Raw genomic sequence first — 14,398 nt, 5'->3', positions numbered from 1 at the left:
GGTTTGGAATAAGATTCCACGACCGAGCCGCACACCGTAAGAGGAGAACCCATGTACACCCACCGCCAGCCCTTGCTGTCGCCCAGCCTGGGCAGCCAGCGCGATCTGACCAGCTTCCATTTCGGCGTGCCGCAAAGCGGCCAGAAAATCTATATCCAGGCCAGCCTGCACGCCGACGAATTGCCCGGCATGCTGACCGCCTGGCATTTGAAGCAAGGCTTGCAGCGGCTGGACGCCGCCGGCCTGCTGCGCGGCGAGGTGATCCTGGTGCCGGTGGCCAACCCCATCGGCCTGAACCAGAACCAGAGCGAGAAGCTGCTAGGGCGTTTCGATCTGCAAACCGGCCAGAACTTCAACCGCTATTACCCGGTGCTGTCCGAAACGATTTTCGAGGCGGTGAAAGGGCAGCTGGGCCGCGACGGCAAGGCCAACACCGCCCTGATCCGCGCGGAGGCGCGCCAGCAATTGGGCGCGCTGCGCGCCGACAGCGAGCTGCAGTCGCTGCGCCACACCCTGATGAAGCTGGCCTTCGACGCTGACGTGGTGCTGGATCTGCACTGCGACTGCCGCGCCGGCCTGCACCTGTACACCGGCACCCCGCTATGGGAACAGTGCGAGCCGCTATCGCGCTATCTGGGCGCTTGCGCCACCCTGCTGGCCACCGACTCCGGCGACCACCCCTTCGACGAAGCCTGCGGCCAGCTGTGGTGGCAGCTGCGCGATCTGGCGACGGCTGAAGGCCTGGACGCGCAGATCGACATGGCCTGCCTGGCGGTGACGGTGGAACTGCGCGGCGAAAGCGACGTCCATCACGATTACGCGCGCCAGGACGCGGAAGGCATCCTCAACTTCTTGCGCCACCGCGGCGTCATCGCCGAAGCCGCGCCGCCGCAGCCGGAACTGCCCTTCCCGGCCACGCCGCTGGCCGGCTCGGAAAACCTGTACGCGCCGCACGCCGGCGTGGTGGTGTATCACGCTCTCCCCGGAGAAGAGGTGGCCAGCGGCGAACTGCTGGCCGAGGTGATAGACCCGATAGGCGACCGCTGCAGCGAGATCCGCGCCAACCGCCCCGGCATGTTGTACGCCACCAGCGCCCGCACCTACACCACCACCGGCCTGTCGCTGGCCAAGGTGGCCAGCCGCGAGGCCTTCAAATCCGGCAAGCTGTTGTCGGCCTGATACTGAAAGGAAAACCGCATGAGAATCTTGATATGCGCCGCCGCGCTCTTGGGCCTGAGCGCCTGCAGCCAGACCAAGCCGCCGGAGCGCCCCGCGGTGGGCATGGCCAATCCGGCCTCCGTGTATTGCGGGGAAAAGGGCGGCAAGCTGTTGCCGCAAAAAGACGCCCAGGGCAATGAGTACGCGCTGTGCCAGCTGCCGGACGGCCGCACGGTGGAAGAGTGGACGCTGTTCCGCGCCGACCATCCCCGATAGCCCGCCAGGCTTATCCACAGCCTTTCCCATTTTCCTGATTTATCCACAAACCTGAAAACAACGAACCCGCCGGTCATGATGCGCCGGCGGGCCGTATCCCCCTTGAGCAGGGTAAGACTCAAATCACTTCAGGCTGCCGGACAAGAAAGCCTTCAGCCGCTCGCTCTTGGTGTTGCCGAACACCTCGTCCGGGCAGCCCTCCTCCTCCACCCGTCCCTGGTGCAGGAACATCACGTGATTGGACACATTGCGGGCAAAGCCCATCTCGTGGGTAACCACGATCATGGTGCGGCCCTCCTCGGCCAGCGCCTGCATCACTTTCAGCACCTCGCCCACCAGTTCCGGGTCCAGTGCCGAGGTGGGCTCGTCAAACAGCATGACTTCCGGCTCCATCGCCAACGCGCGCGCTATCGCCACCCGCTGTTGCTGGCCGCCGGACAAATGCGCCGGGTACTTGCCCTGCGCACGCTCGTCCAGGCCCACCTTGCGCAGGTATTTGACCGCGCGCTGAGTGGCTTCCTCCTTGGAAATCCCCAGCACATGCACCGGCGCTTCGATCACGTTCTCCAGCACCGTCATGTGCGCCCACAGATTGAAGTGCTGAAACACCATGGCCAGCTTGGTGCGCATGCCCTGCAGCTGCTTCTGGTCCGCCGGCGTCAGCTCGCCGTTCTTGGTGGTGGCCAGGCGGATGGGCTCGCCATTGAGGCTGATGCTGCCCTGATTCGGCTTTTCCAGGAAGTTGATGCAACGCAGAAAGGTGCTTTTGCCGGAGCCGGATGAGCCGATGATGCTGATCACGTCGCCAGCCTTGGCGGTCAGCGAAACGCCCTTGAGCACTTCGTGGCTGCCGTAGCTCTTGTAGATGTTCTGGATATTCAGCTTGTCCATCTTCTAGTCCGTTTCTCAAGTTTTCGCCGGCTGCAAATAAGCCAGCCATCTGGTCTCGGCCTTGCGGAACAGGCCCACCAGGACGAAGGTGACGCCCAGATAGATCAGGGCGGCCAGACCGAAGGCGTTGAAGGAGTCGTAGGTGGCAGCGTTGACGTCCCGCGCCACTTTCAGCACGTCCGGCACGGTGGCGGTAAAGGCCACGGTAGTGGCGTGCAGCATCAGGATCACTTCATTGCTGTACGCCGGCAGCGCGCGGCGCAGCGCGGATGGAATAATCACCCGGCGGTAGAGGGTGAACTTGCTCATGCCGTAAGCCCGCCCTGCCTCAATCTCGCCGTAAGGGGTGGCTTTGATCGCGCCGGCGAAGATCTCGGTGGTGTAAGCGCAGGTGTTGAGCGCGAACGCCAGGATGGTGCAGTTGTAACCCTCGCGGAAGAAGTGGTTGAGGAAGCCCACCTCGCGCACCGCGTCCAGGCTGTACATGCCGGTGTAGAAGAACAGCAGCTGCACATAGAGCGGCGTGCCGCGGAACACATAGGTGTAGAACCAGACGCTGCGCGCCAGCCACTTGACCTTGGACACCCGCGCCACCGCCAGCGGGATGGAAACGACGAAGCCGAAGGCGATGGACAGCACCAGCAGCCACATGGTGACAGCGAGGCCGGACAGGTGGTAGCCATCCGACCACAGGAAGGGACGCCAGTATTGTTGAATGATGTCGATCATAGCTCGGCCTCCCGCACGCCCAGGGAATAACGGCGCTCCAGCCACATCAGCACGAAGTTGGACACCGTGGTGAGCAGCAGGTAGATCGCCCCGGCCACCAAGGTGAAGAAGAACACTTTGTAAGTGCTCTTGCCGGCGTCTATCGACACTTTGACCACGTCGGTCAGGCCGATGATGGACACCAGGGCGGTGGCTTTCAGCATCACCTGCCAGTTATTGGAAATACCGGGCAAGGCGAAACGCATCATCTGCGGAAACTGGACGCGGGAAAATACCTGCCAGTGGCTCATGCCGTAGGCGGTGCCCGCCTCCAGCTGGCCCTTGGGCACCGAGATGAAGGCGCCGCGCAGCGTTTCGGTAAAGTAGGCGCCGTAGATAAAACCCAGGGTCACCACGCCGGACACAAAGGGATTGAGATCAATCCTCTCCATGCCCTGCCATTCGGTCAGATGATTAATGCCGATCTGCAGGCTGTAAAAAATCAGCAGCATCAACACCAAGTCCGGCACACCGCGGATCAAGGTGGTGTACAAGGTGGACACGCCGCTCAGCAAGGGATTGCTGGACAGCTTGGCCCCGGCCCCGATGAGGCCGATGAGAAAAGCCAGCAGCAAGGACAGCACCGCCAGCTCCAGCGTCACCAGCGTGCCTTCCCAGATAATGGAACCGAATCCATGCAAAAACATGCTCATCCCCTTCCAGGAGCGGCGACGGTGGGCGTCGGGCCGTTCCTGACTTGCGCAAAAGACGAGCCGCCGACAAAACGGATGGCCAACTCCGGCCACGGAGGCGCTGCGGGTTCCAATGCAACGGTTTTGTCGGCGGCTTACAAGAACCGGTTCAAAGCCTGCCGCACAACGGCAATACAGCTCTGAACAGGCTCTTACGGTTTACTTGCCGTAAACGTCGAAGTTGAAATATTTCTTCTCAATCTTCTTATAGGTGCCGTCTTTGAGCATGCCGGCGATGGCTTTGTCGATGTCGGCCTTCAGCTCCTTGTCTTCTTTGCGCAAGCCGATGGCGGCGCCTTCGCCCAGAGTTTGCGGGTCCACCAGTTCCTTGCCGGCAAAGCCGAAGCCCTTGCCTTCCGGCTTCTTCAGGAAGCCTTCGTCAGCCTGCACCGCGTCTTGCAGCGAGGCATCCAGACGGCCGGCCGTCAGGTCGGACAGCACTTGGGTCTGGTTTTGGTAAGGCACCACTTCCACGCCGGCCGGCGCCCAGTGTTTCTTGGCGTAGGCTTCCTGAATGGTGCCCTGCTCCACGCCCACGCGCTTGCCCTTCAGCGAAGCCGGGGTCGGCATCAGGCCGGAACCGCTCTTGGCCACCATGCGCGTCGGAGTGTTGAACAATTTGGCGGAGAAGTTGATTTCCTTCATCCGGGCTTCGGTCATCGACATAGAAGACAACACGCCGTCGAATTTCTTGGCTTTCAAGGCCGGGATCATGCCGTCGAAATCGTTTTCCACCCACACGCACTTGGCCTTTAGGCGTTTACAGATTTCATTGCCCAGGTCGATGTCGAAACCCACCAGCTGACCATTGGCCGCTTTGGATTCAAACGGCGCGTAACTGGCGTCCACCCCGAAGCGGACTTCCTTCCAATCCTTGGCCCATGCTCCAATCGACACGGTCATCAGACCCAGGGCCATCACAGCCAATGCTTTCTTCATTTGCTTCTCCTCATAGACTTCATCTACAGCCAACGGTGAAAATCCCGAGCCGACAGCCGGGCATATGCATTTCACAAGTTAAAGCGTCCGGGGCTTTTCGCCCTCTGATCCGGCATCGCCCCCGGAGGGGCTGAAGCGCTTCATGTTATATAAATAGAGCAATTTGTCTATACCGTCTCTCACACCCGGCTATCAGGGCGCGCTCAGCCAACCTTTTGTCATGCCAAGCGGCGCAATTAATGACTTTAGATTCCAGGGAGCGGCACAAACCTGCGCTTTATTGAGGAAAAAATACAACATCCAAGCGCCAACTCAAGTAACGCTTGGTATCCGCGGACGGGAGAAGGAAGGGGAAGACAGGCTCGGACAGAAACCGCATGAAAAAAGGCCAGTCGCTAGACTGGCCTTGTTGCTTGCCGTGGATGCCGACGCGCGGCAGTGGACGGACTCTTATTCTTCGGTCGTATCCTGATGCATGGCCGCATCCGGCGTAATCACCGTTTGGCGCGCGGCGGCGGCTTGCTGCTGCGCCTCGTCCGCCAGCTTGCGCTGCTCGGCGCGCACCACGTCCAGATAGGACATGATGGCGAAAGTCAGCTCGCGGGTGCCTTCGTGGTTTAGCGCGGAGATGCTGAACACGCGCGGCGCCTTGAGATCGAAGCCGAAACGGTCGTCCGGCTGCTCTTCCGGCCAGCCATAGGCTTTAAGGAAGGCGGACACCGTCAGCTCGCGCTCGTCCGGCGGCAGCATGTCCACCTTGTTCAACACCAGCCAGCGCGGCTTGCCGTGCAGTTCATCGTCGTACTTCTTCAATTCCTCGACGATGGCGCGCGCCTCGCGCACCGGATCGACGTCCGGATCGAACGGGGCCACGTCCACCACGTGCAGCAGCAAGCCGGTGCGCTGCAAATGCTTGAGGAAGCGGTGGCCCAACCCAGCGCCTTCCGCCGCGCCTTCAATCAGGCCCGGAATATCGGCGATCACAAAGCTGCGGGTATCGTCCATCCGCACCACGCCCAAGTTGGGGTGCAGCGTGGTGAACGGGTAATCCGCCACCTTGGGACGCGCCGCCGACACCGCGCGGATAAAGGTGGACTTGCCCGCGTTGGGCATGCCCAGCAAGCCCACGTCCGCCAGCACCTTCAATTCCAGCTTCAAAGTGCGCTGCACGCCCTGCTCGCCCGGCGTGCATTGGCGCGGCGCGCGGTTGGTGGAGGATTTGAAATGGATGTTGCCCAGGCCGCCCTTGCCGCCGCGCGCAATCATGATGCGCTGGCCGTGGTGGGTCAGGTCCGCCACCAGTTCGCCCGTGTCGTGGTCGGTAATCACCGTGCCCACCGGCATTTTCAGTTCGATGTCGTCGCCGCCCTTGCCGTAGCAATCAGCGCCGCGGCCGCGTTCGCCGTGTTCCGCCAGGTATTTTTTGACGAAACGGAATTCCACCAAAGTGTTGACGTTTTCATCCGCCACCGCGTACACGCTGCCGCCCTTGCCGCCGTCGCCGCCGTCCGGGCCGCCGAAGGGAACGAACTTCTCGCGACGGAAACTGGCCGCGCCGTTGCCGCCGCGACCCGCGAACACTTCAATGCGGGCTTCATCAATAAACTTCATGTTTTCAACCTCTGTCTGGCGAGGAGTCAGGGGTCAGGATTGACACGCTTCAACCCTCACGCCTTGCCCCTCGGTATAAAAAAAGCCCTATCGCAGGATAGGGCTTTCTCGGTCACTAGAAAGCGAAAAATTATTCGCCGTCTACGCCGGTGTACGGAACCACATTAACGAACTTGCGCTTCATTGCACCTTTGATGGTGAATTCAACATAGCCGTCTACCTTGGCGAACAAGGTGTGATCCTTGCCCTGGCCAACGTTTTCACCTGCGTGGAAGCGGGTGCCGCGCTGACGCACGATGATGGAACCTGCCGGAATCAGTTCGCTGCCGTAAACCTTAACGCCCAAGCGTTTGGCTTCGGAGTCACGACCGTTGCGGGAGCTACCGCCTGCTTTTTTGTGTGCCATGACTGTTTATCCTTACTTCGAAATCGCGTCGATGCGGATTTCGGTGAAGTTTTGACGATGACCCTGATGTTTCTGGTAGTGCTTGCGACGACGCATCTTGAAGATGCGGATCTTGTCGCCACGACCGTGGGAAACAACGGTGGCCTTAACAGTGGCGCCGGCAATCATCGGGGCGCCTACAACAACCTGTTCACCGTCAGCAATCATCAGCACTTCTTCAAGTACGATCTGGCTGTCGACGTCTGCAGGTATCTGTTCTACTTTGAGTTTTTCACCAACGACAACTTTGTACTGCTTGCCGCCGGTTTTTATGACCGCATACATTCGCATGAGCTCCTGAATATAAAAATCTCGCCGCCTGTTGCGGGAGAACGCGAAACTATACGGACAGCCCGTCAAGTTGTCAATGATTTCATCGACTTAGTCCTAAGGAGTACGCGCCATGGCGGCTGGAGGGGCTTTTCTGGTAACATTCTCGGCTTTGGCGTACCCATCTCAAATAACTGGTTGAAATCGTGTCCACCCCGCTTTTCCGTACACTGATAGCCGACGACATGCAGGCCGTAGACCGCGTCATCCGCGCCCGGCTGCACTCTGATGTCGTCCTGATCCGCCAGGTAGCGGAATACATCATTTCCGCCGGCGGCAAACGCCTGCGCCCGGTGTTGACGCTGCTGTCCGGCCGCGCGCTGGGCCATGGCGGCAACCAATTGCACGAGCTGGCGGCGATGATCGAATTCATCCACACCGCCACCTTGCTGCACGACGACGTGGTGGACGAATCCGACCTGCGCCGCGGCCGCGAAACCGCCAACGCGCTGTTCGGCAACGCCGCCAGCGTGCTGGTGGGCGACTTCCTCTACACCCGCGCCTTCCAGATGATGGTGACCACCCGCAATATGGACATCCTGGCGGTGATGGCGGAAGCCACCAACATCATCGCCGAGGGCGAGGTGCTGCAGCTGCTCAACATCGGCAACACCGACGTTACCGAAGACGAATACCTGCGCGTGATCAAGTACAAGACCGCCAAGCTGTTCGAAGCCTCCGCCCGCGTGGGCGCGCTCAGCGCCGGCGCCGGCGCCAGCGCCGAGCAAGTGCGGGCAATGGCCGAATACGGCATGTACCTGGGCACCGCCTTCCAGATCATCGACGACGTGCTGGACTACAGCGGCGACGCCGACACCATAGGCAAGAGCCTGGGCGACGACCTGGCCGAAGGCAAACCAACGCTGCCCTTGATCTACACCATGCGCAACGGCAATCCGGAAGCCTCCGCCACCGTGCGCGACGCGCTGGAACACGCCAGCCGCGATCGTTTCCAGGACGTGCTGGCTGCGGTACAATCCTGCGGCGCTCTGGACTACGCTAGGGCCGAAGCGGTCAAAGTGGCCGAACAGGCTGTCGCCGCGCTGGCGCCGATTCCGGAATCGGACACCCGTCAGGCCTTGGTGGAATTGGCCCGCCTATCGGTGGACCGCAGCGCCTGACCCAGCAGTTTCTCTAAACGTCTCCGTAGTTAAAGGGATTGGCTGTAGCGAATTTTTCATAAAATTCAATACATTTAAGACATCATAAAAAAATTGAGTAGCACTTTCATAGCACCGCTACCGTAGTTCAACGGATAGAACGGCCGCCTCCTAAGCGGCAGATACAGGTTCGATTCCTGTCGGGAGCGCCACTCAACTTGTTTTCCCATAACCGCCTCCGGGCGGTTTTTTGTTGCCTGGCTGACCTCCTCCCGAAAAACTGTAGCAGCTAAAAGTAGAAATTTCGGGCAAATTTAAGCCCACTCAGGCAGGAGATTTGTCATGAAAAACGAAGTTCACGGAGGAACAGATCGCCTTCGCATTGCACCAGGCAGAGTCCGGCACCACCGTCGCAGAGGTCTGTCGCAAGATGGACGTCTCCGAAGCCACCTTCTACAACTGGTGGAAGAAATACGGTGGCCTGGGCGTCAGCGAGCTACGACGTCTGAAGCAATTGGAAGAAAAAGTCCCCCGGCTCAAGCGTATGGTCGCGGACCTGAGCCTGAATAAGCAGATGCGGCAGGAAGTCATCCAAAAAAGCTGTGAAGCCGGCTAGCCAACGCGAACTGGCCCACTCTGACCGGTACGTACCGCGTCAGTATACGCCGCGCCACAGCCGTCATTCAGCTGCGGCAAGCAACGTATTTTTATCGTCCCCCTCGTAACGATCGAGCGAAGCGGCAGCGAATTCGCGAGATTGCCGCCACGCGGATTCGCAATGGGGCACGTGTAGCAGCTGCCCATCGACTTGCACAGCCGGCCATCTCTAGGTGTCAAGTCCCGGACGATTGCTGACCGGCTTTTTGAATAATCCCGGCCGCTGTTTCTGCCAACTCTTCATCGCCTGAACGGGGGTTTGGTGCTGCAAAGCCAGCTGCGGGAGATGTTGGTTGTAGAGCAGAACATAGCGCCCCAGCGTCTGGGCCAAGTCCTCCCCCGAGTCGAAACGGTGTGTCGCCAGCACATCGCTGATGCGACAGTTGAAGCGCTCAACCATCCCATTCGTTTGCGGGCTGCGCGGCTTGGTTAAGCGATGCTCGATACTCAAAGCAACGCACAGTTGGTCAAATTCGTGTTCGCCGCTGGCCTGCTTTTGGGCACCTCGAAAAACCTAGACGAGCCCACCTGCTGTTAAAATTACGTTGTTCTGAACCTTGCCGAGCTTGAGCCCGATGAAACAGCCCAACGCCATCAAGAACGACCTGTTCGCCGCCGATCATCACCGCCAGAAGATCGACCGGCTGGGCGATCCGCTCTCCGAGATCGAGCAGCACATCGACTTTGCTGCTTTAGCTGCTGAGATCGACCGGGTGGCACCGAGACCGGTCTGCCCGCAGGGCGGTCGGCCGCCGTTTCCGACTGAAACGATGGTGCGGATTCTGGTGCTCAAGCGGCTTTACAACCTGTCCGACGAGCAGATGAGTATCAACTGCTCGACCGTATGAGTTACCAGCGTTTCTGCGGTCTGAGCAACACCGTTAATATCCCCGACCGCACCACGATTTGGACCTTCGAGAACCGGGTCGGCGAGACCGGCGCTCATGTGCTGTTCGACGGTGTGTCAACCCAGTTGCTCAAGCAGGGCTATATCGCACGCGGAGGTCAGATCATTGACGCGACGCTGGTGCCGGCGCCCAAGCAGCACAACAGTCGCGGCGAGAAAGAACTGCTCGATCAGGGTGCGACGCCGGCCGATTGGAAACCGGCCAAACGGCGCCAGAAGGACCAGGATGCAAGCTGGACCAAGAAGCACAGCAAATCCTACTTGGCTACAAGCTGTCGGTGAACATCGACAATAAATACAAACTGATCCGCAAGTTCGCGACCGACACCGCCAGCACGCACGACAGCCAGCATTTCGACAACGTCTTCGATACCGGCAACACAAGCCGGGACATTTATGCCGACCGCGGCTACCCGTCTGAAGCGCGTGAAGCTCAGCTTGCGCAGGACGGATTCCGGAACCAGATTCAGCGCCGGGGGTACATCAACAAGCCGCTGTCCGACTGCCAGCAGCGACGTAACCAGCGCATTGCCAAGGTGCGTGCTCGTGTCGAGCATGTGTTCGCCGTGATCGAGCAGATGAGTGGCAAGTTAGTCCGCACGATTGGCCAAGCGCGTGCGAACTTCGCGCTGACGATGATGGCGACCTGCTACAACCTGAAGCGATTGGTATTTCTCCGCAAGGCGGAAATCCAAGCCTTCTGATGCTCGAACTCGCCTGGATCGCTGGGTTTAAGCGGAGAACCGAGCAAAAAATCACGTGACGCACCCCCAAAGATGGCAGTTCATCTCGGAAGTTACGCCGAATGTGGTCGCGGTAATCATGTTGCGGCCGGGTTCACTGAAAATATCAGGTTATTCGATGTGCCCTTGAGCGACTCCAGAAGCTTACCCAAACCTTCACGGGCCAGGATAAGCTTCCAGATACATTTACTCAGACGATCGTCCGGGATGCGACAACTAGACTACTCGGTTAGTCGGGAGGAGACCAAATTCGCCTAGGATTCTAAAATCATCTGCTACAAAAAAAAGGGAGAACGTTCTGTCAATTTAAAACAACCAGGCAACCTGGATATGTTGTCAAATATATAGCTTTCCGAATTGACCTTAAAAAACTGACCATGTGAAACATATCCAACTTCAAGTAACGGGCTAACATAGCGCATGGCTACTTCATCAGATATTTTGTCTCCAACTAGACTTGAACTGACCTCTGTTTTAAAGAAATAATATGTATCTATTTTCCAATATTGACGCATAGCAATCCGTCTAACAGGGAATACTTCAACCAAACCATCCCCTCTATCTTCTTGCAATTCCCCGATTAAACTTACCATCGCCATATTCTGATCATACGCCCCAAACACCTCCGTCATACTCGCTGTAAAAACGTGCCCTTCCTTATCAATAGTTTTTAACTCATAATGTATTGGTTTACTAGAACCAAGCAATCCACTCTTATCACCTACAGATAGAAAAATAAGCCACGGTAGAAACATGCAGATTATAACAATTATGCATTTTTGCAAAAGCGCCATTCAACCCTCCTTTTTCAGAATATAAATAGCGCATTCTGCAGAAACTTCTCCGATAGCTTTATCACACACCAGATAGCTGTAAAAATCTTTTTCCAACAATTTATTATTATTTATATAAATCAACTTATTTTTCAAATCCGCAATAGTCGTCGGAGGATATTCCTTTAACTGATCAATATAATCTAAAGCAATAGCATGCCCATCACTCGCCGTTGAAGACATAAATATTTTCGGATTCCCCTCTACCTTTTTGTAACGAATGGTTTCAAATGAATTTGTGACATTTCCCCATGTGCCCATATAAGTGAGTCTAGCGATTAACGAGCTAAAACATGTCAAACTGCACAATATAAGCAAATTTACCCATTTTATTTTTTTTATCTCTTTATATTTTTTTTTATTCTCTTCCACAGGAACGACATCCCATATGCCGGCATGGAGGGATTGTGGCTCTGGCATCAAAATATCTGAAGGTGGATAAAAATTGATAGACCCTGAGTCCAACAACTGGATAGGACATGCAATGCTATATCCAATCCTTGGTGTAGTATTGATAATATCTTCTCGAATATTTATTATCGAGAGAGCTCTTCGAATCTGCGTTATCGCTTGGCTAACACTATTTCCTGTTACGATAGATCCATACTTTTCCCATGCCTCATATAGCAGCTCTCTTTTTGTAACAATTTTCCCATTGTTTTCTATTAATACAAACAAACACCTGCTTGCTGTTGCTCCCAATGTAGTTTGGAGGCTAGCATCTAGCGAGTTAAACAATTGATGTGAAACGGAGTCAAAAATAACCTGATTAGAAATTAAGTGTTTAGACATTTTATTCTCTTTGTTATTATTTACCAAAAATCAATATCGGCACAGGACAAATAAAAAACATGAAACCTAGTCGAGCATACAACTTCGTCATCATTCATTAAAAAATATGCATAACTTCACTAATCTATTCCTGACTTAAAAACAAAGTATGGCTCCATCAACCAAATCGCTCTCCATACACAAGAAAGATTCATGATTTATTTTCTATCAAAATATAAAACCCTCCCATATTACGAGGCGAGCCTCACATCCCATTTTATTTCACACTATCCCTAACACCACAAGTAACGATTAATTAGTGTCTAGCGATTAGATTTTGTGATGAAATATTAAGGCACATCGACATAATGAGAATGAGCTTATTTCTGATTGACAGGGCGGCTCAGAGAGATTGAATCAGATAGGACAATCATGGCAGCATTGCGTAAACTTCAACCAAAGAGCAGTCTTGCTAACACCTATAGCTTTTCTATGATCTTGCTTAACCGAATTTACCCTTGAAGACCAGATACTTTCATTAACAGCTGTAAGTCAAAAGATTTTGCAGTCGTACGCAACAATATGCGTAACACATGAAACGTACTTTGCCTGAGGTGTGAAATAATATAGCATGGAGATCGTGTTTACATTCTGAAAGCCATTCATTGTTCTGCTTGCTTTGCACAAACTCCTACACTTACAACTAGCCCATTACAACATTGGGTCTAGGCTGGCTAGATATGGGTATAATTACTACTAGCGGTAGTATGCAGAGGTGCAACACAAAACAATATATGACTAGTACGAAATACACCCATAAACATCCATGTCCGATTTGAACAGAACACATTATGGCATATGATTTATTTTACAGAAATATAATGCCAACACCATTCAATTGCTTGCTTGCCATATAAAGCACGCTAAATAAGCATATCAAAACGGTGCCGTACTCAGGAAGATTTGACCTTCCCCTCGGCAGATATACCAAACATAATTTAGCATGAAGGCCAAAGGAACCCCTCATGCGGAAGTCTCGATATACCGAAGCGCAGATCATTACCATCCTCAAGGAAGCCGAGGCCGGCCCCGGTCGCTGAGCTGTGCCGTAAGCACGGTATCTCCGATGCGACGTTCTACAACTGGCGCAGCAAGTTTAGCGGTATGGCAGTGTCGGAGGCCAAGCGGCTGAAGCAGCTAGAGGAAAAGAATGCCCGGTTGAAACGCTTGGTCGCCAACCAGGCTCTCGATATCGAGATGCTCAAAGAAGTACTTGGAAAAAACTAAGTAGGCCTGCTGCTCGGTGTGAAGCGGCCAAGCAGTTGATGGCTCGCCACCGAATCTCCGAGCGGCGGGCCTGTAATCTGGTCATGGTCACGCGTAAGACTTTTCGTCGCAAGCCGGCGCCGGACCGTAATGCGGAGCTACGGCAACGCCTCTGTGAGTAGGCCGAAGAACGCCAGCGCGTTGGTTCGCTCCGGCTGCACGTCATGCCGCAAGGGGAAGGTTGGCAAGTGAACTATAAGCGTCATGTTGTCGTTAGGTTTGCTGAAAAGCTTGGGTTATTCGAGGTGTAGTGGTCTACTAAATCCGGACACCAACTTAGGTGGTATGGACTGACCCGGCTCCTGTAGGCATTCCTGCCTTATGATTTGAGCATAGGAGGATGTCCATGAGCACACCGCGTTTCACCCCAGAATTCAAAGAGGAAGCCGTCAAACAAGTCACCGAGCGTGGCTACTCCGTGGCCGAGGTTTCCGCTCGGCTTGGGGTTTCTAGCCATAGCCTGTACAAGTGGGTGAAAGCTGTCACCCCGGACAACTCAGAGAAGCAAGCTGCTGAACTGATCGAAGCCAAGAGCGAAATCCTTCGCCAGAAGGCGCAACTGCGTCGCACAGAAGAAGAGCGAGATATTCTAAAAAAAGCCGCGCGGTACTTTGCCAGGGAGTCCGAGTAAGGTACCGCTTCATGAACGAGCATCGACATACCTGGCCGCTGACGACCATGTGCCGTTTGTTGCAAGTTGCGCGTGCCGGCTTCTATCAATGGCTACACCGCCCCGAATCTGATCACGCCAAGGAAGATGCCAGATTGCTGGCGTTGATTCGCGACTCCTGGCGAGCCAGTGTGATCTTCCCCTGATCTTCCCCTGATCTGCTCCCCTTAGGCCTTACCAATCAAAAGTAGAGAGAAGTCCGTCACTGAAGGAGAATGACGGACATGAAGAAGAGCAGATTCACCGAAGAACAGATCATTGGCTTTCTCAAGCAGGCCGAA

The 14,398-nt window shown here is 55.5% G+C and carries 13 protein-coding genes, 1 tRNA gene and 4 pseudogenes; 8 read left to right on the top strand and 10 right to left on the bottom strand.

All coding sequences use genetic code 11. The annotated features are described in order from the left end of the window. Positions 1-51: 51 nt before the first annotated feature. Together B0T39_RS16320 and B0T39_RS16315 are read left to right on the top strand one after the other, a co-directional pair. A complete protein-coding gene (locus B0T39_RS16320; protein ID WP_081548390.1) occupies positions 52-1,179 on the top strand; it encodes a succinylglutamate desuccinylase/aspartoacylase family protein in 1,128 nt (375 codons plus the stop codon). An 18-nt stretch (positions 1,180-1,197) separates the two neighbouring features. Continuing rightward, the gene (locus B0T39_RS16315; RefSeq protein ID WP_081548388.1) at positions 1,198-1,434 is read left to right on the top strand and encodes a putative hemolysin; all 237 of its coding nucleotides are present in this window, start codon (positions 1,198-1,200) and stop codon (positions 1,432-1,434) included. 123 nt (positions 1,435-1,557) lie between these two features. Here the strand turns inward: B0T39_RS16315 and B0T39_RS16310 are convergent, their stop codons facing one another. From B0T39_RS16310 to rplU, 7 genes are all read right to left on the bottom strand, one after another. After that, on the bottom strand, positions 1,558-2,325 hold the full coding sequence (locus B0T39_RS16310; RefSeq protein WP_081548386.1) for an ABC transporter ATP-binding protein: 768 nt from the start codon (positions 2,323-2,325) through the stop codon (positions 1,558-1,560). Between the two features lie 15 nt (positions 2,326-2,340). Beyond that, the gene (locus B0T39_RS16305; RefSeq protein ID WP_019102446.1) at positions 2,341-3,054 is read right to left on the bottom strand and encodes an ABC transporter permease; all 714 of its coding nucleotides are present in this window, start codon (positions 3,052-3,054) and stop codon (positions 2,341-2,343) included. Further along, the gene (locus B0T39_RS16300; RefSeq protein ID WP_081548507.1) at positions 3,051-3,740 is read right to left on the bottom strand and encodes an ABC transporter permease; all 690 of its coding nucleotides are present in this window, start codon (positions 3,738-3,740) and stop codon (positions 3,051-3,053) included. The genes B0T39_RS16305 and B0T39_RS16300 overlap by 4 nt, the downstream gene beginning before the upstream one ends. Before the next feature lie 204 nt (positions 3,741-3,944). Next, positions 3,945-4,724, bottom strand: a complete 780-nt coding sequence (locus tag B0T39_RS16295; RefSeq protein ID WP_081548384.1) for an ABC transporter substrate-binding protein — start codon at positions 4,722-4,724, stop codon at positions 3,945-3,947. Between the two features lie 450 nt (positions 4,725-5,174). Beyond that, on the bottom strand, positions 5,175-6,335 hold the full coding sequence (gene obgE, locus B0T39_RS16290) for a GTPase ObgE (protein WP_081548382.1): 1,161 nt from the start codon (positions 6,333-6,335) through the stop codon (positions 5,175-5,177). Positions 6,336-6,465: 130 nt separating this feature from the next. Further along, entirely contained in the window at positions 6,466-6,741 is a 276-nt protein-coding gene (gene rpmA / locus B0T39_RS16285) for a 50S ribosomal protein L27 (protein WP_043640972.1), read from the bottom strand. Between the two features lie 12 nt (positions 6,742-6,753). Further along, on the bottom strand, positions 6,754-7,065 hold the full coding sequence (gene rplU, locus B0T39_RS16280) for a 50S ribosomal protein L21 (RefSeq protein WP_039753142.1): 312 nt from the start codon (positions 7,063-7,065) through the stop codon (positions 6,754-6,756). A 230-nt stretch (positions 7,066-7,295) separates the two neighbouring features. On the opposite strand from rplU, the gene B0T39_RS16275 reads away from it, so the two are divergent. The 3 genes and pseudogenes from B0T39_RS16275 to B0T39_RS16265 form a co-directional block, all read left to right on the top strand. Then, on the top strand, positions 7,296-8,231 hold the full coding sequence (locus B0T39_RS16275; RefSeq protein WP_217806265.1) for a polyprenyl synthetase family protein: 936 nt from the start codon (positions 7,296-7,298) through the stop codon (positions 8,229-8,231). 116 nt (positions 8,232-8,347) lie between these two features. After that, a tRNA-Arg gene (locus B0T39_RS16270) sits at positions 8,348-8,422 on the top strand. Between the two features lie 158 nt (positions 8,423-8,580). Continuing rightward, a pseudogene (locus B0T39_RS16265) lies at positions 8,581-8,816 on the top strand (transposase); the annotation flags it as partial. Positions 8,817-9,036: 220 nt separating this feature from the next. Here B0T39_RS16265 and B0T39_RS16260 read toward each other — a convergent pair. Beyond that, a pseudogene (locus tag B0T39_RS16260) lies at positions 9,037-9,354 on the bottom strand (integrase core domain-containing protein); the annotation flags it as partial. 88 nt (positions 9,355-9,442) lie between these two features. Here B0T39_RS16260 and B0T39_RS16255 point away from each other — a divergent pair. Then, positions 9,443-10,478, top strand: a pseudogene (locus B0T39_RS16255) (IS5 family transposase). Between the two features lie 314 nt (positions 10,479-10,792). Here B0T39_RS16255 and B0T39_RS25170 read toward each other — a convergent pair. Together B0T39_RS25170 and B0T39_RS16250 are read right to left on the bottom strand one after the other, a co-directional pair. Beyond that, positions 10,793-11,311: a hypothetical protein gene (locus B0T39_RS25170; RefSeq protein WP_141111264.1), complete on the bottom strand. Its 519-nt coding sequence runs from the start codon at positions 11,309-11,311 to the stop codon at positions 10,793-10,795. Continuing rightward, complete coding sequence (locus tag B0T39_RS16250) at positions 11,312-12,142, bottom strand: winged helix-turn-helix domain-containing protein (protein ID WP_081548376.1); 831 nt, start codon at positions 12,140-12,142, stop codon at positions 11,312-11,314. Between the two features lie 1,020 nt (positions 12,143-13,162). Between B0T39_RS16250 and B0T39_RS26520 the strand changes: the two genes are divergently transcribed. Then, complete coding sequence (locus tag B0T39_RS26520; RefSeq protein WP_081548374.1) at positions 13,163-13,408, top strand: transposase; 246 nt, start codon at positions 13,163-13,165, stop codon at positions 13,406-13,408. 385 nt (positions 13,409-13,793) lie between these two features. Beyond that, a pseudogene (locus B0T39_RS16240) lies at positions 13,794-14,248 on the top strand (transposase); the annotation flags it as partial. Positions 14,249-14,398 lie beyond the last annotated feature (150 nt).

Origin of the sequence: Chromobacterium haemolyticum (assembly GCF_002081825.1) — a bacterium.
GTDB lineage: Bacteria > Pseudomonadota > Gammaproteobacteria > Burkholderiales > Chromobacteriaceae > Chromobacterium > Chromobacterium fluminis.
The sequence above is the reverse complement of the archived record's forward strand: the minus strand, read 5'-3'. Positions and strand labels throughout refer to the sequence as shown.

Bases quoted from the DNA above. Each gene is read 5' to 3' on its own strand.
- obgE (WP_081548382.1), bottom strand. From the start codon at position 6,335: ATGAAGTTTATTGATGAAGCCCGCATTGAAGTGTTCGCGGGTCGCGGC.
- B0T39_RS16275 (WP_217806265.1), top strand. From the start codon at position 7,296: ATGCAGGCCGTAGACCGCGTCATCCGCGCCCGGCTGCACTCTGATGTC.
- B0T39_RS16305 (WP_019102446.1), bottom strand. From the start codon at position 3,054: ATGATCGACATCATTCAACAATACTGGCGTCCCTTCCTGTGGTCGGAT.
- B0T39_RS16295 (WP_081548384.1), bottom strand. From the start codon at position 4,724: ATGAAGAAAGCATTGGCTGTGATGGCCCTGGGTCTGATGACCGTGTCG.
- B0T39_RS16300 (WP_081548507.1), bottom strand. From the start codon at position 3,740: ATGTTTTTGCATGGATTCGGTTCCATTATCTGGGAAGGCACGCTGGTG.
- rpmA (WP_043640972.1), bottom strand. From the start codon at position 6,741: ATGGCACACAAAAAAGCAGGCGGTAGCTCCCGCAACGGTCGTGACTCC.
- B0T39_RS25170 (WP_141111264.1), bottom strand. From the start codon at position 11,311: ATGGCGCTTTTGCAAAAATGCATAATTGTTATAATCTGCATGTTTCTA.
- rplU (WP_039753142.1), bottom strand. From the start codon at position 7,065: ATGTATGCGGTCATAAAAACCGGCGGCAAGCAGTACAAAGTTGTCGTT.
- B0T39_RS16250 (WP_081548376.1), bottom strand. From the start codon at position 12,142: ATGTCTAAACACTTAATTTCTAATCAGGTTATTTTTGACTCCGTTTCA.
- B0T39_RS16320 (WP_081548390.1), top strand. From the start codon at position 52: ATGTACACCCACCGCCAGCCCTTGCTGTCGCCCAGCCTGGGCAGCCAG.
- B0T39_RS16315 (WP_081548388.1), top strand. From the start codon at position 1,198: ATGAGAATCTTGATATGCGCCGCCGCGCTCTTGGGCCTGAGCGCCTGC.
- B0T39_RS16310 (WP_081548386.1), bottom strand. From the start codon at position 2,325: ATGGACAAGCTGAATATCCAGAACATCTACAAGAGCTACGGCAGCCAC.